The sequence below is a fragment of the Pseudomonas sp. R76 genome, from assembly GCF_009834565.1.
Classification (GTDB): domain Bacteria; phylum Pseudomonadota; class Gammaproteobacteria; order Pseudomonadales; family Pseudomonadaceae; genus Aquipseudomonas.
Map to the genome: position 1 here is coordinate 1,686,213 of NZ_CP019428.1, position 21,167 is coordinate 1,707,379.

18 protein-coding genes are annotated in these 21,167 nt (G+C 59.1%); 10 read left to right on the forward strand and 8 right to left on the reverse strand.

Features of this window, described 5'->3' with window-relative positions; all coding sequences use genetic code 11:
* Positions 1-3: 3 nt before the first annotated feature.
* From PspR76_RS07635 to PspR76_RS07650, 4 genes are all read right to left on the reverse strand, one after another.
* Positions 4-417, reverse strand: a complete 414-nt coding sequence (locus PspR76_RS07635; protein ID WP_159954649.1) for a SufE family protein — start codon at positions 415-417, stop codon at positions 4-6.
* The gene (locus PspR76_RS07640; protein WP_159954650.1) at positions 414-1,619 is read right to left on the reverse strand and encodes an aminotransferase class V-fold PLP-dependent enzyme; all 1,206 of its coding nucleotides are present in this window, start codon (positions 1,617-1,619) and stop codon (positions 414-416) included. Before PspR76_RS07640 ends, PspR76_RS07635 begins: the two co-directional genes overlap by 4 nt.
* A 67-nt stretch (positions 1,620-1,686) precedes the next feature.
* Complete coding sequence (gene dapD / locus PspR76_RS07645; RefSeq protein ID WP_159954651.1) at positions 1,687-2,721, reverse strand: 2,3,4,5-tetrahydropyridine-2,6-dicarboxylate N-succinyltransferase; 1,035 nt, start codon at positions 2,719-2,721, stop codon at positions 1,687-1,689.
* A gap of 31 nt (positions 2,722-2,752) precedes the next feature.
* Positions 2,753-3,061: an arsenate reductase gene (locus tag PspR76_RS07650; protein ID WP_229999207.1), complete on the reverse strand. Its 309-nt coding sequence runs from the start codon at positions 3,059-3,061 to the stop codon at positions 2,753-2,755.
* 293 nt (positions 3,062-3,354) lie between these two features.
* On the opposite strand from PspR76_RS07650, the gene PspR76_RS07655 reads away from it, so the two are divergent.
* The gene (locus PspR76_RS07655; protein ID WP_159954652.1) at positions 3,355-4,998 is read left to right on the forward strand and encodes a Na+/H+ antiporter; all 1,644 of its coding nucleotides are present in this window, start codon (positions 3,355-3,357) and stop codon (positions 4,996-4,998) included.
* A gap of 42 nt (positions 4,999-5,040) precedes the next feature.
* On the opposite strand, the gene PspR76_RS07660 is transcribed toward PspR76_RS07655, so the two are convergent.
* From PspR76_RS07660 to map, 4 genes are all read right to left on the reverse strand, one after another.
* Positions 5,041-5,751 carry a M12 family metallopeptidase gene (locus PspR76_RS07660; RefSeq protein ID WP_159954653.1) on the reverse strand — a complete coding sequence of 237 codons (711 nt, stop codon included), beginning with the start codon at positions 5,749-5,751 and terminating at the stop codon, positions 5,041-5,043.
* Between the two features lie 161 nt (positions 5,752-5,912).
* Positions 5,913-7,112, reverse strand: a complete 1,200-nt coding sequence (gene dapC / locus PspR76_RS07665) for a succinyldiaminopimelate transaminase (protein ID WP_159954654.1) — start codon at positions 7,110-7,112, stop codon at positions 5,913-5,915.
* 143 nt (positions 7,113-7,255) lie between these two features.
* Complete coding sequence (locus PspR76_RS07670; RefSeq protein WP_159954655.1) at positions 7,256-9,958, reverse strand: [protein-PII] uridylyltransferase; 2,703 nt, start codon at positions 9,956-9,958, stop codon at positions 7,256-7,258.
* 64 nt (positions 9,959-10,022) lie between these two features.
* Positions 10,023-10,805, reverse strand: coding sequence for a type I methionyl aminopeptidase (gene map / locus PspR76_RS07675; RefSeq protein ID WP_159954656.1), 783 nt, complete (start codon positions 10,803-10,805; stop codon positions 10,023-10,025).
* Between the two features lie 386 nt (positions 10,806-11,191).
* Here map and rpsB point away from each other — a divergent pair, with 386 nt between their 5' ends.
* From rpsB to bamA, 9 genes are all read left to right on the forward strand, one after another.
* Positions 11,192-11,929, forward strand: coding sequence for a 30S ribosomal protein S2 (rpsB, locus tag PspR76_RS07680; RefSeq protein ID WP_003219330.1), 738 nt, complete (start codon positions 11,192-11,194; stop codon positions 11,927-11,929).
* Between the two features lie 191 nt (positions 11,930-12,120).
* Complete coding sequence (gene tsf / locus PspR76_RS07685; protein ID WP_083359812.1) at positions 12,121-12,984, forward strand: translation elongation factor Ts; 864 nt, start codon at positions 12,121-12,123, stop codon at positions 12,982-12,984.
* A 212-nt stretch (positions 12,985-13,196) separates the two neighbouring features.
* The gene (pyrH, locus tag PspR76_RS07690) at positions 13,197-13,940 is read left to right on the forward strand and encodes a UMP kinase (protein WP_003172271.1); all 744 of its coding nucleotides are present in this window, start codon (positions 13,197-13,199) and stop codon (positions 13,938-13,940) included.
* A complete protein-coding gene (gene frr, locus PspR76_RS07695; protein WP_016974404.1) occupies positions 13,937-14,494 on the forward strand; it encodes a ribosome recycling factor in 558 nt (185 codons plus the stop codon). The genes pyrH and frr overlap by 4 nt, the downstream gene beginning before the upstream one ends.
* Positions 14,495-14,511: 17 nt before the next feature.
* Positions 14,512-15,267, forward strand: coding sequence for a polyprenyl diphosphate synthase (gene uppS, locus PspR76_RS07700; RefSeq protein WP_016974405.1), 756 nt, complete (start codon positions 14,512-14,514; stop codon positions 15,265-15,267).
* Positions 15,268-16,077 carry a phosphatidate cytidylyltransferase gene (locus tag PspR76_RS07705; protein ID WP_159954657.1) on the forward strand — a complete coding sequence of 270 codons (810 nt, stop codon included), beginning with the start codon at positions 15,268-15,270 and terminating at the stop codon, positions 16,075-16,077.
* The gene (ispC, locus tag PspR76_RS07710; protein WP_159954658.1) at positions 16,074-17,264 is read left to right on the forward strand and encodes a 1-deoxy-D-xylulose-5-phosphate reductoisomerase; all 1,191 of its coding nucleotides are present in this window, start codon (positions 16,074-16,076) and stop codon (positions 17,262-17,264) included. Before PspR76_RS07705 ends, ispC begins: the two co-directional genes overlap by 4 nt.
* Before the next feature lie 53 nt (positions 17,265-17,317).
* Positions 17,318-18,670: a sigma E protease regulator RseP gene (rseP, locus tag PspR76_RS07715; protein WP_159954659.1), complete on the forward strand. Its 1,353-nt coding sequence runs from the start codon at positions 17,318-17,320 to the stop codon at positions 18,668-18,670.
* Positions 18,671-18,744: 74 nt separating this feature from the next.
* On the forward strand, positions 18,745-21,132 hold the full coding sequence (gene bamA, locus PspR76_RS07720) for an outer membrane protein assembly factor BamA (RefSeq protein ID WP_159954660.1): 2,388 nt from the start codon (positions 18,745-18,747) through the stop codon (positions 21,130-21,132).
* The last annotated feature ends 35 nt before the right edge of the window (positions 21,133-21,167 follow it).

The following is a 21,167-nucleotide window of genomic DNA, read 5'->3' on the forward strand; positions in this document are numbered from 1 at the left end:
CATTTAGTTTTGTGTAAGGCTCAGGTCTCGCATGCGCAGCAGGACTGCATTGAGGCCATTACTGCGTGACGGGGAGAGTTGCCGGGACAGCCCCAGCTGGTTGAACCACTCCGGCAAGTCAACCGCCTGCAACTGCGCCGCCGACAACCCATTGACCCGCGCCAGCAGCAACGCCACCAACCCCCGAATCATCCGCGCATCGCTGCTGGCGGCGAACTGCCAATGGCCGTCCTCCAAATGCCCCACCAGCCACACCAGGCTCTCACAGCCCTGCACCAGGTTGGCGTCGACTTTGTCCGCATCCGCCAGGGCGGGCAGACGCTCGCCCCATTGCATCAGCATCCGCGCGCGCTGTTCCCAACTGCCGACCTCCTGGAAGGCTTCCAGCGCAGCCGCGGCTTCGGTTGGCAAGCTCATCGCAACATATCCAGCGCCTGGTCCAGCGCTTCAAAGAAGCGTTCCAGGTCATCCGAGTCGTTGTACAGCGCCAGGGACACGCGGATCGCCCCCGACAGGTGCATGGCCTTGAGCAACGGCATCGCGCAATGGTGCCCGGCGCGCACGGCAATGCCTTGCTCGGTCAGCAGGTGAGCGAGGTCGGCGTTGTGCACGCCTTCCACCACAAAGCTGGCCAAGGCTACGTGCGGCGAACCCAAGACGCGGACGCCATTGCGTGCTTTCAAGCCGCGCAGCAGGTAGTCGTGCAGTGCCGCTTCATGGGCGATCACCGCTGGCTGATCCAACGAACTCAGGTAATCCAGGCTGGCGCCCAGGCCGATCACACTGGCAATCGGAGGCGTGCCCGCTTCAAAACCCAGCGGGGCAGGGCGGAAGCTGGCGCTGTGGTAGTCCGCCTGTTGCACCATCTCGCCGCCAAACTGCCAGTGGCGCAGGTGATGCAGGGCTTCGTTGCGGCCATACAACACGCCCACGCCGTCCGGGCCATACAGCTTGTGGCTGGAAAATACATAGAAGTCGCACCCCAGGGCCTGTACATCGTGGCGGCCGTGGACGATGCCTTGGGCGCCATCGATAACGGTCAGCGCGCCGTGGGCCTTGGCGCGCGCTATCAGCGCTTCCAGCGGCTGCCAGGCGCCGAGCACGTTGGACAGCTGGCTTACCGCCAGCAGGCGTGTGCGCGGGCCGATCAGCTCGGCGGCGGCCTGCAGGTCTATCACGCCATCATCGTCCAGGGACAATACCACGAGGGTGAGCGCGCGACGTTTAGCCAGTTGCTGCCAGGGCAGCAAGTTGGCGTGATGTTCCAGGGCGCTGATGACAATCTCATCGCCCGCATTGAATAAGTGCTCAAGGCCATAGGCCAAGAGGTTCAGCGCTGAGGTTGCGCCATGGGTAAACACGATTTGCCCGCTGTCACCTGCGTTCAACCACTGCGCGACCTTGCTGCGACTGTCTTCAAACGCCTGGGTCGCATGGGCACCCGGCAAATGCTGGGCACGGTGCACATTGGCTGCGCCATTGGCGTAGTAATGGCTGATGGCATCCAACAGGGATTGGGGTTTCTGCGTGGTGGCGGCGTTGTCCAGGTAGGTCTGGTCTTGCCGTTGCAGGGTGGCGATGGCCGGGAAATCGGCGCGCCAGGGAGAGGGCACAAGCATGGTGTTCAAGACTCGTATAAGCGGGCCGACCCGAAGGCGCGACCCGCTAGTGGCATCGAGTGGCTGCTTAGTTGTGAGCGTGCAGCGCTTCGTTCAGTTCGATGGCCGATTTGTGGGTTTTGCACTCCACGGCACCGGTCTCGGAGTTACGACGGAACAGCAGGTCCGGTTGGCCGGCCAGCTCGCGCGCCTTGACCACTTTGACCAGTTGGTTCTTCTCGTCGAGCAGTGCGACCTTGGTGCCAGCGGTTACGTACAGGCCGGATTCCACGGTGTTGCGGTCGCCCAACGGAATGCCAATACCGGCGTTGGCGCCGATCAGGCAGCCTTCGCCGACCTTGATCACGATGTTGCCGCCGCCCGACAGGGTGCCCATGGTGGAGCAACCGCCGCCCAGGTCGGAGCCTTTGCCGACGAACACGCCCGCCGAGACACGGCCTTCGATCATGCCCGGGCCTTCGGTGCCGGCGTTGAAGTTGACGAAACCTTCGTGCATCACGGTAGTGCCTTCGCCCACGTAGGCGCCCAGGCGGATACGCGCGGCGTCAGCGATACGTACGCCGGTCGGGACCACGTAGTCGGTCATTTTCGGGAACTTGTCCACCGAGAACACTTCCAGCAGCTCGCCACGCAGGCGTGCTTCCAGTTGGCGCTCGGCCAGCTCATTGATGTCGATCGCGCCCTGGCTGGTCCATGCCACGTTCGGCAGTTGTGGGAACACGCCGGCCAGGCTCAGGCCGTGCGGCTTGACCAGGCGATGGGACAGCAGATGCAGCTTGAGGTAGGCCTCAGGCGTGGACGTCAGTGCGGCGTCTTCGGCCAGCAGGGTCGCGACCAGCGGGGTGTGGCTTTCCGCCAGACGGCTCAGCAGGGCCGCTTGGGCAGCGTCGACGCCTTTGAGTGCGTCAGCCAGTTGCAGCGCCTGGGAGACGGTGAAGGTGATGGCCTGGTTGCCTTCGGTGTAACCGAGGATCGGCGCGATGGCGGCGACGATTTCGGCCGACGGGTTGAGCAAGGGTTGTGCGTAAAACACTTCCAGCCAAGCACCTTGGCGGTTCTGAGTGCCGACGCCGAAGCCCAGGCTGAACAGGGAATTGGACATGCTGTTACCTCTACAAAAATGGAAGGCTGGCCTACTTGAGGGCCGCCGAATAACTATCTGGCTTGAAGCCAATCAGGGTTCTGTCACCGAGATCGAGCACGGGGCGCTTGATCATCGAGGGTTGTGCGAGCATCAATTCAATGGCTTTCGACTGATCGAGATCGGCTTTGCGTTCGTCTTCGAGTTTGCGAAAGGTGGTGCCCGCACGGTTCAAAACCACCTGCCAACCGTGCTCGTTGCACCATTGGGTCAAGTGTTCGCGGTCGATACCGGCCGTTTTGTAGTCGTGGAATTCATAGCTCACGCCGTGCTCATCGAGCCAGGTGCGGGCTTTTTTCATGGTGTCGCAGGCTTTGATGCCGAAAAGGTGCAACGTTTTGCTTGAAACGGTCAAGGAATTGCCCCCCTTTGGGCCAAGTAAAAACGAAAGGTCACGGATTATGCCATGACCAGCGGATTTGGGTGCCGCTCGTCACGGGTGTGCAGTGCTTCGTGCGACTTTTGTGCAAAAGCCATCGCGTAACCTAGCCCGGTAAGATAGCCCGGTAAGATAGCCGGGTAATGTGGCACTTCAACGGCCAGTTGTTGCCTGATGTGTGTTGCAGCAAGTCGATTGTCCGGGAAACCCGCGTTATGCAAACCGCCTACACCGTTCTTATCCTGCTGATGCTGGTCAGCGTTTCGCGCCTTGTCGGGCGCATCATTCCACTGCCGTTGCCCTTGGTGCAGATTGCCGCCGGTGCCTTGCTGGCCTGGCCGACGCTGGGTCTGCATGTGGCGTTGGACCCGGAGCTGTTCCTGTTTCTGTTTCTGCCGCCGTTGTTGTTCTCCGATGGCTGGCGCATGCCCAAACGCGAGTTGTGGCGCCTGCGTGGGCCGATCCTGACGTTGGCGGTGGGGTTGGTGCTGTTCACCGTGATCGGCGCTGGCTACTTCATTCATTGGATTCTGCCTACGATCCCATTGCCGGTTGCCTTCGCCCTGGCGGCTGTTTTATCACCGACGGATGCCGTAGCGGTGTCAGCCATTTCCCAGAATCGTTTGCCCAAGCCGCTGATGCACATGCTTCAGGGCGAAGCCTTGATGAATGATGCCTCGGGCCTGGTGACCTTCAAGTTCGCCCTGGCGGCGGCGCTGACCGGCGTGTTCTCCCTGGCGGATGCGAGCCTGACCTTTGTGCTGGTGGCCGTCGGTGGCCTGGCGGTTGGCGTGGCATTGAGCTGGCTGGTCGGGCGTTTGCGCGCCTGGATGATCGCGCGGGGTTGGGATGACCCGGCGACCCATGTGGTGTTTATGTTGCTGCTGCCGTTTGCGGCGTATGTATTGGCTGAACGCCTGGGCGCGTCGGGCATTCTCTCGGCGGTGGCGGCGGGCATGATGCAAAGCTGGCTTGACCTGCTGCCACGCCAGACCAGCACGCGCTTGCTCAACCGCAGTGTCTGGTCGCTGCTGGAGTTTGCCTTCAATGGCCTGATCTTCCTGCTGTTGGGCCTGCAACTGCCGGACATCATCAAGGCCGTGGTCAGCCACGAGCCGACGCTGTGGCCAGCCCTGTTGTATCGCTGCCTGGAAGTGGTCGCGATCTTTCTGGTGCTGGTGGTGCTGCGCTTTATCTGGGTGCAGAGTATTTGGCGACTGTCGGGCCTGCTGCGCCGCATTCGTGGCAAAAGTGAACTGACCCTGGTGCCCACTGCCCGTTCCTGCTGGCTGCTGACCGTCGGTGGCGTACGCGGTGCGGTAACGTTGGCGGGTGTCATGTCGGTGCCGTTGCTGCTGGCGCCGGGGCAGGATTTCCCGGAGCGCGACCTGCTGATCTTTATTGCCGCCGGCGTGATCCTGCTGTCATTGATCGCCGCCTGTATCGCTCTGCCGTTGCTGTTGCGCGGCATCGAAAAGAGCCCGGATGAAAAGCGCCACAACGAAGTGCGTGAAGCCTGGAAGAAGACCGCCGTGGCCGCCATCCATGCGCTTGAAGCCGAAGAACCTGCTGAAACCGAAACCCAGGATGCCGCCCAGGCCGCACTGGCCACTGAGCTCAAGGCGCGGCTGATGTCGGAGTATCGCCATCAATTGGAGGTATTCAACGACTCTGCCGAAGCCCAGGCGCTGGCGCAGCAGATGGACCTGCTTGAGCGCAAGCTGCGGCTCAAGGCCCTGCGCGCCCAGCGGTTAGAGTTGTACAGCTTGAGCCGTCATCACCAGATTGGTGATGACGTATTGAGAGAGGTATTGGCAGAGTTGGATATGAGTGAGGCGAGCCTTGGTATGCAGAAGTAGCGGAGGGCGCCGCTTTGCAAGTGGGGAGCAGCGAATGACGGATTAGGCCGTCGCCGGCTCTTCAGGTGGGTAAATAGACATCATGAATGCTTTATCGCCTTCTGATATTTCTTCGTTAAAGGGGACTTCATTTTCATCCGTGGTGACCCATGCTGGCGTTTTATAGTGCATGATTGATTTCGGATCGTACGCGGAACGGGTCGTGAGGTGGGAGGCAAGGGTATCTAGAATATTTTTATAAACTTCTGCTTTTGAAAGTCCAAGTTTCTTACCCTCTTCGTGCAACTTGTCTTTGTCCCAGTTTATCGTGTGGTCCGGATGTTGGTGTTCATGCTCCAACCCCAGTGCATGACCAAACTCATGGCGTATGGTGTGGTTCAGCATGTCGGCCGTTTGTATCAGGTCAATGTGCATCGTGGGTGAGTCTTTTGGATATTCTTTTGCTTGCGTGCCCACGGCTGAATAACTGCCAGTCCCATCGTTTTTTCCAGATATTCTAATGTCACCGTCATTGGTTTCGATGAACTTGAATTTCAGGTTTGTATACGGCTGCCAAAGGTTTATGTTTTTCTTTACATAGTCTTTTGCTTTTTCCGGCATGTCGAACAGTGAGATGGTAATGGTCGAGTGTTGTGGCCATAAGTATCGCGTGCTGGCGATGCCGCGTGTATGTCTAACGGACGCTGGAGGGTCTATTTCAGGGTCGGTTAGTGCGGAACAGGTATGTAAATTGGTCGCGGGTATAGTGAGCATGAGTGTTCCACGGTTCGGAGATGTACGGTAATCCTTTGATTCATTTCTCCATGCCTATATGTGGTTCATTCTGTTACTTGGTTCCAGTTACAGTGATGGGGAGCCGCTGCAACTCTAGTGTTAAACCTGCGCCCCATTGCGGGGTGCAGGTGTGTGGTGCGTTATCGGTTGCGTGTGATAAAAGCGCGGATCCGCTCAGCCGCTTCCACGCACTCCGCCAGCGGCGCAACCAGCGCCATACGCACACGCCCGGCGCCAGGGTTAACGCCATCCACTTCCCGCGACAGGTAGGAACCCGGTACCACGGTCACGTGTTCCTCCACGAACAGGTCGCGGCAGAAGGCGGCATCGTCGCCATTCACATTCGGCCACAGGTAGAACCCACCGTCCGGGCTCTGCACGTCCAGCACCGGTTTGAGGATGGTCAGCACCGCGTCGAACTTCTCGCGGTACAGGTCACGGTTGGCCTGCACGTGCGCTTCGTCCTGCCAGGCAGCGATGCTCGCCAGTTGGGTTTGCACCGGCATCGCGCAACCGTGGTAGGTGCGGTACAGCAGGAACGCCTTGAGAATGTCGGCGTCGCCGGCGACAAAGCCGGAGCGCAGGCCTGGCAGGTTGGAGCGCTTGGACAGACTGTGGAACACCACGCAACGCTTGAAGTCCTGGCGACCCAGTTCCACGCAGGCACTGAGCAAGCCTGGCGGCGGGGTTTGTTCGTCGAAGTACAGCTCGCTGTAGCACTCGTCGGCGGCAATCACGAAGTCGTATTCATCAGCCAGGGCGATGAGCTTTTTCAGAGTGTCGACAGGGATCAGTGCGCCGGTCGGGTTACCTGGGGAGCACAGGAACAGGATCTGGCAGCGCTTCCAGATGTCCGGCGACACGGCGTCGAAATCCGGGTTGAAGCCGTTTTCGTCCAGGCAGGGCAGGTAATGCGGCTTGGCCCCGGCCAGGAACGCGGCGCCTTCGTAGATCTGGTAGAACGGGTTCGGGCTGACCACCAGCGCGTCGTCGCCACGGTTGACCACGGTCTGGGTAAAGGCGAACAGTGCTTCGCGGGTGCCGTTGACCGGCAGGATGTTGCGCGCCGGGTCGAGCCAACCCTTGGGCACGCTGAAGCGGCGTTCGCACCAGGCGCCGATGGCCTCGCGCAAGGCCGGGATGCCCAGGGTGGTCGGGTACACGGCCATCTGGTCGAGGTTATTGCTCAGCGCTTCGGCCACGAACGTCGGCGATTTGTGCTTGGGTTCGCCGATGGACAGCGCGATCGGGCGTTTGTCCGGGTTCGGCGTGACGCTGCCGAGCAGGGCGCGCAGTTTCTCGAACGGGTAGGGCTGCAGCTGGTTCAGGGCGTTGTTCATGTAAGCCTCTAATGCAATGGGCACGAACCCTGTGGGAGCTGGCTTGCCTGCGATGGCATCGCTGCGTTGCGCCAGACACACCGCGGTGCCCGCATCGCAGGCAAGCCAGCTCCCACATGAATCGCGTTCACACAGTTAAGAAATCAAATCGTCAGCCGCGTCAGCTCGACGCCGGGTTCCTGGGTCACGCTCAGTTGCTGGACGATTGCGTCCTGCAGGCGTCGGCACAGTTCAGGGTCGGACAGCGGCTGGTTGTCGGCGTCGGTGATGAAGAACACGTCTTCCACGCGCTCGCCGAGGGTTGCAATCTTGGCGTTCTGCAACGACAGGTCGAACTCCAGGAAAATCCCGCCAATGCGCGCCAGCAAGCCTGGGCGGTCCGGCGCGCTGAGTTCGAGCACGGTCACCGGGCGTTGGGCGTCGTTGGAGATGGTCACCTGGGGCGCGAAGGCAAAATGCTTGAGCTGGCGCGGCACCCGGCGCTGGATGATGGTCGGGTAATCGTCCGGGTTGCGCAGGGCTTCGGTCAGGCCTTCGCGGATCTTTTTCACGCGCACTGGGTTGTCGCCGATCGAGTCGCCGTCGGTGTCGAGCACGATGTAGGTGTCGAGGGTGAACTGGCTGCTGGAGGTGATGACGCGGGCGTCATGGATGTTCAGGTTGAGCTGGTCCATGGCGGCCACGGTCACGGCGAAGAAGTCGTGCTGGTCGGGTGCGTAGATGAAAATCTGCGTACCGCCCTCGAATTCGCGCTGGGTGGTTTCCTTGATCAGTACCAGCGGGCCGCCATCGGCCGGCTGCTGCAGGATCGCGTCACTGTGCCAGGCGACGTCGCCGGCGGTGTGGCGCAGGAAGTAATCGTCACCCAATTGCGACCACAATTGCTCGACGTCGTCCGGGTCGTTGCCGCCCCGCACGAGGATATCCAGGGCCGCGCTTTGGGTGCGGCGGATCTGCTCTTCGCGGTCCACCGGGTTTTCCAGGCCACGGCGCAGCGCGCGCTTGGTCTCGGTGTAGAGCTGGCGCAACAGGCTGGCGCGCCACGAGTTCCACAACGTCGGGTTGGTGGCATTGATGTCGGAGACGGTCAGCACGTAGAGATAGTCGAGGCGGATTTCATCGCCGACGATGCCGGCGAAGTCGTGGATCACCTGCGGGTCGGACAAGTCTTTACGCTGGGCGGTGGTCGACATCACCAAGTGGTTTTGCACCAGCCAGACAATCAGGCGGCTGTCCCACAGCGGCAGTTGATGGCGCTGGCAGAAGGCCGCGGCATCGACCGCGCCGACCTCCGAGTGGTCGCCATGCCGGCCCTTGCCGATATCGTGGTACAGGCCGGCCAAATAGATCAACTCGGGCTTGGGCAGCTTGGCCATCAGCTTACTTGCCAGCGGGAATTTCTCTGACACCTGGGTGTACTGCAACTTACGCAGGTGCTTGATCAGGTTCAGGGTGTGGGCGTCCACGGTGTAAATGTGGAACAGGTCGTGCTGCATCTGCCCGACGATAAAACCGAACTCCGGCAGGTAGCGCCCGAGGATGCCGTAACGGTTCATCCGCCGCAGGTTGCGGTGGATGCCGATCTTGCACTTGAACAGCTCGATAAACAGGCTGGTGTTGCGGATGTCATTGCGAAAATCATCGTCGATCAGGTGACGGTTTTCGCGCAGCAGGCGGATGGTATCGGCGCGTACGCCCTTGATTTCCGGCTGCTGGGCCATCAGCACGAAGATTTCCAGCATGGCGAACGGCGTGCGGCGAAACACGTTGTCGTTGCGCGCCTCGATATAGCCGTCATGCAGTTGGAAGCGTGAGTTGATCGGCTGCGGCGGCGCTTCGTCTTCGGGGGCCAGGATCACCTCTTCGAAGTGCTGGATGATCAGGTCGCTGAGCTGGGCAATGCTCATGACCACCCGGTAATACTGTTGCATGAAGCTTTCGATGCTGGTCTTCGCGTCTTCGCCTTCAAACCCAAGCAGTGTGGCGATGGAGCGCTGGTGGTCGAACAGCAGGCGGTCTTCGGAGCGCCCGGCGAGCATGTGCAGGGCGTAGCGCACTTTCCACAGGAACTCCTGGGACGAGGCCAGCAAGGCGTTTTCGCTCTCGACCAAAAAGCCTTCACCGGCCAGTGCGCGCAGGTTGAGGGTGCCGTATTGACGGCGGGCGACCCACAAAATGGTCTGGATATCGCGCAGCCCGCCCGGTGAGCCTTTTACATTTGGCTCAAGGTTGTATTCGGTATCGTTGTACTTATGGTGACGAGCTTTCTGCTCGGCACGCTTGGCCAGGAAGAACTCCTTGCTCGGCCACATATGCGCGGTGCTGGTGACTTCCAGCATGCGCTGGCGCAGGCGCTCGGGGCCGGCAATGGTGCGGCTTTCCATCAGGTTGGTGATGACGGTGAGGTCGGCACGGGCCTCTTCTGCGCATTCGTCCACCGAGCGTACGCTCTGGCCGACTTCCAGGCCGATGTCCCACAACAGCGTCAGAAAACGCTCGATGGAATCGCGAAAGATCTCATGATCGGCGCTGTCCAGCAGGATCAGCAGGTCGATGTCGGAGTAGGGGTGCAGTTCGCCGCGACCGTAGCCGCCGACGGCCACCAGGGCGATATCGGCGTCTTCACTCCAGCTGAACTGTTCCCAGGCCTTTTGCAGGATGTTGTCGACGAACCAGGCGCGGTCCTCGATCAGTCGTCGAATGTCCCGGCCGCTGCGAAAGCGCGCATCGAGCACTTCGCGCGCCTGGCGAATAGCCTTCTTGAAGGCGGCGATGGGGCTCGCCTTCAGTGCCAGTTCGGCCTGGAACTGGCCACGGTCGAAGAGTTCGGGATCCACCTGGGGCATCGATCGGCTTTCCTTTCTATCTGTCAGTCAGTCACAACACGCTGTGGGAAAACCAAGTCAGCCTTTAAGCCGAAATGCGCGGGATGGTGTCATCGGCGCGCAGGGTGAAGATCTCGTAGCCGGTTTCGGTGACCAGCAGGGTGTGTTCCCACTGGGCCGAGAGCTTGCGGTCCTTGGTGATGGCAGTCCAACCGTCGCCCAGCACCTTGGTGTCGGCCTTGCCCTGGTTGATCATCGGCTCGATGGTAAAGGTCATGCCTGCTTTGAGTTCCATGCCGGTGCCGGCGCGGCCGTAATGCAGGATTTGCGGCTCTTCATGGAACACTGTGCCGATGCCGTGGCCGCAGAAGTCGCGTACCACCGAGAAACCGTTCTTTTCGGCATGCTTCTGGATAACTTCACCGATATCGCCCAGGCGGCAGCCGGGTTTAACGATTTCGATGGCTTTGTACATGCATTCCTGGGTGACCTGGGACAGGCGCTCGGCCCACACCGGTACGGTGCCGACGTGGAACATGCGGCTGGTGTCGCCGAAATAGCGGTCCTTGATCACGGTGACGTCGATGTTCAGGGTGTCGCCGTCCTTCAACGGCTTGTCACCGGGAATCCCGTGGCAGACCACGTGATTGACCGAGGTGCAGATCGACTTGGGGAAACCCTTGTAGTTCAGCGGTGCAGGGATGGCGCCCTGGACGTTGACTATATAGTCGTGGCAGATCTGGTTCAGGGTTTCGGTGGTCACGCCTGGCTTGACATGCTCGGCAATCATTTCCAGCACGTCGGCAGCCAGTTTGCCGGCGATGCGCATGCCGGCGATGTCTTCGGCGGTTTTCAAACTAACGGTCATACAGGCTCTCTCTAGCGCGACGCGCTGAAATCAATACGGTTTACGGGCGTGCGACAAAAAGGTTACAGAATTCGCACAAGCCACAGAAAACACGATTCTAACAGACGATGGCGTCAAATCATGAGCCTCTGATGATCGCTTCTTTCTATAAGGTGGGGGTATATAGGCTCTATTCAAAGGGTTACGTAAACGCCGCTCACGGCAAATGTGATTGCTGGTTCCGTTTTCGTCCTTCGTGTGGTATAAAATGCGCCGCTTTCCGGGGATGCCCCGCAGAGCTTAAATCCACACACGTGTCGACACGATGACCTGGGTGCCGGAGGCGAATGCCGCTGGTTGGTCATTGGGATACGTGGAGGCCAAACCCGACTTATTAAGGAACTATCATGTCCCAAGTCAACATGCGCGATATGCTGAAGGCCGGTGTGCACTTCGGTCACCAGACCCGTTACTGGAACCCGAAAATGGGTAAATACATTTTCGGCGCGCGTAACAAGATCCACATTATCAACCTTGAAAAAACCCTGCCAATGTTCAACGAAGCTCTGACTTTCGTAGAGCGTCTGGCCCAGGGCAAAAACAAGATTCTGTTCGTCGGCACCAAGCGTTCCGCTGGCAAGATCGTTGCTGAAGAAGCAGCACGTTGCGGTTCGCCGTACGTCGATCACCGCTGGTTGGGCGGCATGCTGACCAACTTCAAAACCATCCGTGCTTCCATCAAGCGTCTGCGTGACCTTGAAGTGCAAGCCGAAGACGGTACTTTCGCCAAGCTGACCAAGAAAGAGGCGCTGATGCGCACTCGCGACCTGGAAAAGCTCGATCGTTCCCTGGGTGGTATCAAGGACATGGGCGGCCTGCCTGACGCACTGTTCGTTATCGACGTTGATCACGAGCGCATCGCGATCACCGAAGCCAACAAGCTGGGCATCCCGGTTATCGGCGTAGTCGATACCAACAGCAGCCCGGAAGGCGTTGACTACATCATCCCAGGCAACGATGACGCAATCCGCGCTATCCAGCTGTACATGGGTTCGATGGCTGACGCTGTAATCCGTGGCCGCAACCACGTTGCTGGTGGCACCGAGCAGTTCGTTGAAGAAGCTCCGGTAGCTGCAGCTGAGTAATTGACGCCCTGGCGTTGACTCAGTAAGCAAAAAGGGGGCTTGGCCCCCTTTTTGCCACCTCGAAAACCATTTGTCGGAAGCGCAGCTACAACACCTGTAACGTGCAGCGGCCTACAAAGGTGATTCGGGAAGAATTGATCGCCCGTTTGATCGGGTGGAATGGTTGAAAACCTATCCAAGAGGATTTTGAAATGGCAGAGATTACTGCAGCGTTGGTTAAAGAACTGCGTGAGCGCACCGGCGAAGGCATGATGGATTGCAAAAAGGCCTTGACCAAGGCCGGCGGCGACATCGAAAAAGCCATTGACGACATGCGTGCTTCCGGCGCCATCAAGGCTGCCAAGAAAGCAGGCAACGTAGCTGCCGAAGGCGCTATCGCTCTGAAAGAAGACGGCAAGTCCGCCGTTCTGCTGGAAGTGAACTCGCAGACCGACTTCCTGGCTCTGCAGGACGACTTCAAGGCATTTGTTGCTGCCAGCGTTGAAAAAGCGTTCGCCGACAAACTGACCACTGTTGAGCCTCTGATCGAAGCTCAAGAAGCTGCTCGCCTGGTACTGGTCGGCAAGGTTGGCGAAAACGTCAACATTCGTCGCCTGGCTCGCATCGAAGGTGATGTGGTTGGTGGCTACCTGCACGGCAACAAAATCGGCGTTGTGGTTGCCCTGAAAGGCGGCGACGTTGAGCTGGCTAAAGACATCGCTATGCACGTAGCGGCCAGCAACCCAGAGTTCCTGCTGCCATCGGAAGTGTCTGCTGACGCAATCGAGCGCGAAAAAGCCGTGTTCCTGAGCCTGAACGCCGACAAGATCGCCGGCAAGCCAGAGAACATCGTTGAAAACATGATCAAAGGCCGTATCAGCAAGTTCCTGGCTGAAGCGAGCCTGGTTGAGCAGGCGTTCGTCAAGAACCCTGAAATCAAGGTTGGCGAACTGGCTAAGAAAGCCGGTGCTGAAATCGTTTCCTTCACTTACTACAAAGTAGGCGAAGGCATCGAGAAGCCGGTCGACAACTTCGCTGAAGAAGTTGCTGCCCAGCTGGCTGCCGCCAAGCAATAAGACAGTTTTTAACTGTCGCCCGAAAGAGGCTGCCCGCTCACGCGCGCAGCCTCTTTTCAAATGGGAAGGCCAATTTTTATTTGGCTTCCTTTCGGAACTGGCTTACAAAGCCGTGTTCCGATGGCGCTGTGATAGCGTCCAGCTAGAGTGAACGCAAGCCGTAAACGGCTCGCCAAGAATTTTTAAAAAATACGCCGCAGGAGAGATTCGCAATGGCTCAGCAGGGCAGTGGTTATCAGGCTCGCTATAAACGCATTCTACTCAAGCTTAGCGGCGAGGCCCTGATGGGCTCGGAAGAGTTCGGGATTGATCCCAAGGTACTCGACCGCATGGCACTGGAAGTCGGCCAACTGGTGGGTATCGGTGTTCAGGTCGGCCTGGTGATCGGCGGCGGTAACTTGTTCCGTGGCGCGGCACTGAGTGCTGCGGGTATGGACCGAGTGACCGGCGACCACATGGGCATGCTGGCCACTGTGATGAACGCCTTGGCCATGCGTGACGCCCTGGAGCGTGCCAATATCTCGGCAATCGTGATGTCGGCTATTTCCATGGTCGGCGTGACCGATCACTATGACCGTCGCAAAGCCATGCGTCACCTGAACGCCAAGGAAGTCGTGATCTTTGCTGCCGGTACGGGTAACCCGTTCTTCACCACGGACTCGGCCGCTTGCCTGCGCGCTATCGAAATCGATGCCGACGTAGTGCTCAAAGCCACCAAGGTGGACGGCGTCTACACCGCAGACCCATTCAAAGACCCACATGCCGAGAAGTTCGATCATCTGACCTACGATGAAGTGCTGGATCGCAAGCTGGGCGTGATGGACCTGACGGCTATTTGCCTGTGCCGCGACCACAAGATGCCGCTGCGCGTATTTAACATGAACAAGCCCGGCGCCCTGCTGAATATCGTACACGGCGGCGCGGAAGGGACTCTGATCGAGGAAGGCCAACAATGATCAACGAAATCAAGAAAGACGCCCAAGCGCGTATGCAGAAATCCCTGGAGTCTCTGAGCCACGCATTCGGCCAGATTCGTACCGGTAAAGCGCACCCGAGCATCCTGGGCAGCGTGATGGTGCCTTACTACGGCGCCGACACCCCGCTGAGCGGCGTGGCCAACGTCACCGTTAAAGACTCGCGCACCCTGCAGGTCGTGGCTTTCGAGCGCAACATGCTTGCCGCTGTCGACAAGGCCATCCAGAGCGCCGGCCTGAACCTCAACCCGACCAACCTGGGCGAGTTGTTGCTGATCTCCATGCCTGCGCTGACCGAGGAAACCCGTAAGGGCTTCACCAAGCAGGCGCGCAGCGCAGCGGAAGATGCACGTGTTGCGGTGCGTAACATCCGTCGTGATGCATTGGGTGACCTGAAGAAGCTGGTCAAGGACAAAGAAATCAGCGAAGACGAAGAGCGTCGTGCCGTCGCCGATATCGATAAGCTGACCAAAGACGCCGAGGCCCAGATCACCAAGGCCACGGAAGAGAAAGAAAAGGACCTGATGGCCGTATAAGGGGTCAGGACGCCTTCATGGAAAAGACCAAGCAGACTGTGCCCTCCGTGGTGCCGCGCCATGTCGCGATCATCATGGATGGGAATAATCGCTGGGCGAAGAAACGCTTTATGCCGGGTGTTGCCGGGCATAAAGCGGGTGTCGATGCGGTGCGCGCGGTAATAGAAGTGTGTGCCGAGGCCAAGGTTGAGGTGTTGACCCTGTTTGCCTTCTCCAGCGAGAACTGGCAACGGCCCGCCGAAGAAGTCAGTGCCTTGATGGACCTGTTCTTCAAGGCGCTGCGTCGTGAGGCCAAGCGCCTCAACGACAACAACATCAGCCTGCGCATCATTGGTGATCGCTCGCGGTTCCATCCGGAGCTGCAGGCCGCCATGCGCGAAGCCGAGGCTATCACTGCCGGCGCGAACCGTTTTGTGTTGCAGATTGCAGCCAACTACGGCGGCCAGTGGGATATCGCCCAGGCTGCACAGCGGCTTGCCCGCGAAGTGCAGGCCGGGCACCTGAGGCCCGACGACATCACGCCTGAACTGTTGCAAACCTGCTTGGTGACCGGCGACCTGCCGTTGCCGGACCTGTGCATTCGTACCGGGGGCGAGCACCGCATCAGCAATTTCCTGTTGTGGCAGCTGGCCTACACCGAGCTGTACTTCTCCGACCTGTTCTGGCCGGACTTCAAACACGATGCCATGCGTAATGCACTGGCCGATTTCGCTTCCCGTCAGCGTCGCTTCGGTAAAACGAGCGAGCAGATCGAAGCTGGAGCCCGGGTTTAAATGCTTAAACAACGAATCATCACAGCACTGATCCTGCTGCCGATTGCCTTGTGTGGGTTTTTCCTGCTCGACGGTTCCGGTTTTGCGCTGTTTATCGGCCTGGTCGTGACCTTGGGCGCCTGGGAATGGGCGCGCCTGGCAGGTTTCAACGAGCAGTTGCTGCGCGTGGTGTACGCCGCTGTCGTCGCACTTCTGCTGTTCCTCATGCATACGCTTTCGAGCATTGTGGTGCCCTGGGTGTTGGGGGCGGCGGTGTTGTGGTGGGCGCTCGCGACCTTCCTGGTGCTGACCTATCCGCGTACCAGCGGCCAGTGGTCCAGTGTGGCCAGCAAATTGGTGATTGGTTTATTGATTCTGCTGCCGGCCTGGCAAGGGTTGGTAGAAATCAAGAATTCGCCGATGGGCAACTGGTTGATCATGGCCGTGATGGTGCTGGTGTGGGGGGCTGATATCGGTGCCTACTTCTCCGGGCGGGCTTTCGGTAAACGCAAGCTGGCGCCGGCGGTCAGTCCGGGCAAGAGCTGGGAAGGCGTCTACGGTGGCTTGGCGTTGACCTTGGTGATCACGCTGGTTGTCGGTGTTGTGCGCGACTGGTCGGTGAAGGAGATCCTGCTGGCCTTGTTGGGTACGGCGGTGGTCGTGTTTATCTCGGTGGTGGGTGATCTCACCGAAAGCATGTTCAAGCGTCAGGCCGGGATCAAGGACAGCAGTAACCTGTTGCCGGGTCATGGCGGCGTGCTGGATCGTATCGACAGCCTTACCGCTGCAATTCCGATCTTTGCCGTGCTGCTGTGGATGACGGCGTCGTGAGCCGCCTGCAGCAGGTGACGGTGCTGGGAGCGACCGGCTCGGTCGGGCTGAGCACCCTGGATGTGATCGCACGTCATCCTGATCGATATCAGGTGTTTGCGCTGACCGGCTTCACGCGTTTGGCTGAGTTGCTGGCCTTGTGTGTACGCCACACGCCGCGCTTTGCTGTCGTGCCTGAAGCGTCGGCGGCGCGTGGTTTGCAGGATGATCTGCGCGCTGCCGGCCTGGCTACTCAGGTATTGGTAGGCGAGCAGGGGCTGTGCCAGGTGTCAGCCGATGCGGAAGTCGACACTGTAGTGGCGGCTATTGTCGGGGCAGCAGGCTTGCGGCCGACACTGGCGGCAGTCGATGCAGGCAAGAAGATCCTGCTGGCCAACAAAGAAGCATTGGTCATGTCGGGCACACTGTTTATGCAGGCGGTACGCAAGAGTGGCGCCGTGCTGTTGCCCCTGGACAGCGAGCACAACGCGATTTTCCAATGCATGCCCGGTGATTTTGCCCGTGGCCTGACCCAGGTTGGCGTGCGGCGGATTCTCCTTACGGCTTCCGGTGGACCCTTCCGGCAAACTCCGCTGGATGATCTTGAGCATGTGTCGCCTGATCAGGCGTGTGCGCACCCGAACTGGTCCATGGGGCGCAAAATCTCCGTGGATTCGGCGAGCATGATGAACAAAGGCCTTGAGTTGATCGAGGCGTGCTGGTTGTTCGATGCCCGGCCGGATCAGGTCGAGGTGGTGATCCACCCGCAAAGTGTGATTCATTCCCTGGTCGACTATGTGGATGGTTCGGTGTTGGCGCAGTTGGGTAATCCCGACATGCGTACACCGATCGCCAATGCCCTGGCTTGGCCGGAGCGGATCGACTCCGGTGTCGCACCGTTGGACCTGTTCGCGATTGCCCGCCTGGATTTCGAGGCGCCGGACGAGCAGCGCTTTCCGTGCCTGCGTCTGGCCCGGCAAGCGGCGGAGGAGGGCAGCAGCGCGCCGGCTATGCTCAACGCGGCGAATGAAGTGGCTGTGGCAGCGTTTCTTGACGGGCGTATTCGCTTTCCGCAGATCGCGAGTATCATCGAGGATGTTTTGAGCCTTGAGCCCGTTGTGGCTGTGGATGATCTAGGGGCAGTGTTCGAGGCTGATGCAAAGGCCCGCACCCTGGCCAAGCAATGGTTGAACCGCAACGCGCGTTAGTCTGTGGGCAGGTTTGAGCCTACAGGCACTGGATTGGAATGCGGAGAAATTAGATGAGTGCGCTCTACATGATTGTCGGCACCCTGGTTGCTCTGGGTGTGTTGGTGACCTTCCACGAATTCGGCCACTTTTGGGTGGCCCGTCGTTGCGGCGTCAAGGTACTGCGCTTTTCCGTCGGTTTTGGCATGCCGCTGCTGCGTTGGCATGATCGGCGGGGCACTGAATTCGTGATCGCGGCCATCCCGTTGGGTGGCTACGTGAAGATGCTTGATGAGCGCGAAGGCGAAGTGCCTGCTGATCAGTTGGACCAGTCCTTCAATCGTAAGACCGTTCGTCAGCGTATCGCTATTGTTGCAGCCGGCCCGATCGCCAACTTCCTCTTGGCGATGGTGTTCTTCTGGGTCCTGGCCATGATGGGCAGCCAGCAGGTGCGTCCGGTCATCGGCGCGGTCGAGGCGGATAGCATGGCGGCCAAGGCTGGCCTGGTCGCCGGGCAGGAAATTGTTTCTATTGATGGCGAGCCAACCACGGGTTGGGGCGCTGTGAATTTGCAGTTGGTGCGCCGCATGGGTGAAAGCGGCACCATCAATGTCGTGGTGCGCGAGCAGGATGCCACTACCGAAACGCCGCGTGAATTGGCCCTCGACCATTGGCTCAAGGGCGCTGATGAGCCTGACCCGATCAAGTCCCTGGGCATTCGTCCGTGGCGACCGGCGTTGCCGCCGGTGCTCGCCGAGCTCGACCCGAAAGGTCCGGCGCAGGCTGCTGGTCTGAAAACCGGCGACCGTCTGCTGGCCCTTGATGGTCAGGCGTTGGGCGATTGGCAGCAAGTGGTCGACCTGGTGCGTGTACGCCCTGATACCAAAATTGTGCTGAAAGTTGAGCGCGATGGTGCTCAAATCGACGTCCCTGTGACTCTCGCGGTTCGCGGGGAGGCCAAGGCGGCCGGGGGTTATCTCGGTGCCGGGGTGAAAGGTGTCGAGTGGCCGCCATCGATGGTGCGCGAGGTCAGCTTCGGGCCGTTGGCGGCAATTGGCGAGGGTGCAAAGCGCACTTGGACCATGAGTGTGCTGACCCTCGAATCGCTCAAGAAAATGTTGTTCGGCGAGCTCTCGGTAAAAAACTTGAGTGGACCGATAACCATTGCTAAAGTGGCGGGCGCTTCTGCCCAGTCGGGTGTCGCGGATTTCCTGAATTTCCTGGCTTATCTGAGTATTAGCCTTGGGGTTCTGAATTTGCTGCCCATTCCAGTATTGGATGGGGGGCATCTGTTGTTTTATCTGGTCGAGTGGGTGCGTGGTCGCCCCTTGTCGGATCGGGTGCAGGGTTGGGGGATACAGATCGGTATCAGTTTGGTGGTCGGAGTGATGTTGTTAGCTCTGGTCAACGATCTGGGACGACTGTAACGCTTCGCTGAATTGCGAATCTGCCGCATTTTGCGGCAGTTTGTTTATTGCCAGTTGGAATAAGAAAGGACTTCATGAAACGTCTGCTGCTAACTGCGGTTCTCACCGTATTGATGATCGCCGAAGTTCACGCCGAGTCCTTCACTATCTCCGATATTCGTGTCAACGGCCTCCAGCGGGTTTCCGCGGGTAGTGTCTTTGGTGCCTTGCCGTTGAACGTCGGGGAACAGGCGGATGATCGTCGCCTGGTGGAATCCACTCGTGCGCTGTTCAAAACCGGGTTCTTTCAAGATATCCAACTGGGTCGCGAAGGCAATGTCCTGGTCATCACTGTCGTCGAGCGACCTTCTGTCGCCAGTATCGAGATCGAAGGTAACAAAGCGATCTCCACTGACGACTTGATGAAGGGGCTCAAGCAATCCGGCCTTGCCGAGGGCGAGATCTTCCAGCGCGCCACCCTTGAAGGTGTGCGTAACGAACTGCAACGCCAGTACGTTGCCCAGGGTCGCTACTCCGCGACCGTGGAAACTGAAGTGATCCCTCAGCCTCGTAACCGTGTGGGCCTCAAGGTCAACATCAACGAAGGCACTGTGGCGGCGATCCAGCACATCAACGTGGTGGGCAACACCAAGTTCGCTGATGACGACCTGATCGACCTGTTCGAACTCAAGACCACCAACTGGCTGTCGTTCTTCAAGAACGATGACAAGTATGCGCGTGAGAAGCTGTCGGGTGACCTGGAGCGTCTGCGTTCCTACTACCTGGATCGTGGCTATATCAACATGGATATCGCTTCGACCCAGGTGTCCATCACCCCGGACAAGAAACACGTCTACATTACTGTCAACGTCAACGAAGGCGAGAAGTACACCGTTCGTGACGTGAAGCTCAGTGGCGACCTGAAAGTACCTGAAGACCAGGTCAAGGCGTTGCTGCTGGTGCAGAAGAACCAGGTGTTCTCGCGCAAGCTGATGACCACCACGTCCGAACTGATCACCCGCCGCCTGGGTAACGAAGGCTACACCTTCGCCAACGTCAACGGCGTACCGACGCCGCACGATGATGACCACACTGTGGACATCACTTTCGTGGTCGACCCAGGCAAGCGTGCCTACGTTAACCGCATCAACTTCCGTGGCAACACCAAGTCTGCGGACGAAGTGCTGCGTCGCGAAATGCGTCAGATGGAAGGTGGCTGGGCATCGACTTACCTGATCGACCAGTCCAAGACCCGTCTTGAGCGCCTGGGCTTCTTTAAGGAAGTCAACGTCGAAACCCCGGCCGTACCGGGTGTGGATGACCAGGTTGACGTGAACTACGCCGTTGAAGAGCAAGCCTCGGGCTCGATTACCGCCAGCGTTGGTTTTGCACAGAGTGCCGGCCTGATCCTGGGTGGTTCGATTACCCAGAACAACTTCCTCGGTACCGGTAACAAGGTTTCCATCGGCCTGACCCGAAGCGAATACCAGAGCCGCTATAACTTCGGTTATGTCGACCCCTACTGGACTGCTGACGGTGTGAGCCTGGGCTACAACGCCTTCTATCGCACCACCGACTACAAAGACCTCAACGTTGACGTTGCAAGTTATGCGATCGACAGCCTTGGCGCCGGTGTCAACATCGGTTACCCGATCAGCGAAACGTCGCGTCTGACCTTCGGTTTCACTGCGCAACAGGACAAAATCAAGACCGGTGTGTACACCACGGATGAGATTTTCGACTTCGTGCGTAAAGAGGGCGACCAGTTCCTGAACTTCAAGGCATCGGTCGGCTGGTCTGAATCGACTCTGAACAAAGGTGTGCTGGCGACCCGTGGCCATTCCCAAAGCCTGACTGCGGAAGCCGCCACGCCGGGCAGCGACCTGTCGTTCTTCAAGCTCGACTACCGTGGCCAGTTGTTCCAGCCTCTGAGCGATAACTACACCATGCGCCTGCATACCGAGCTGGGTTATGGCGACGGTTATGGTTCAACCAACGGTCTGCCGTTCTACGAGAACTATTACGCAGGTGGTTTCAACTCGGTTCGTGGTTTCAAGGACAGCACCTTGGGCCCACGTGGTACGCCAAGCCGTGGTGTGGCCGTGACCGGCAACCAGGGTACGCAGCCTGATTCGGACAATAGCGCGCTGGCCTTTGGTGGTAACGTGTTGATCCAAGGTGGTGCGGAGCTTCTGTTCCCGCTGCCATTCGTCAAGGATCAGCGTTCGTTGCGCACTTCGGTTTTCTGGGACGTCGGTAACGTGTTCGACTCCAAGTGCCAACAGATCACTAACCCGAGCGGTGTGAAGTCTCAGACCGAGTGCAACGACATCAGCCTGAGCAACCTCGCCAGCTCCGTGGGTGTTGGTGTGACGTGGGTGACCGCGCTTGGCCCATTGAGCTTTGCTCTGGCCATGCCGATCAAGAAACCGGATAACGCTGAAACCCAGATTTTCCAATTCTCCCTCGGCCAGACGTTCTAAGCGTCTGACCCAAGATAACGACAACGGATTCTGTA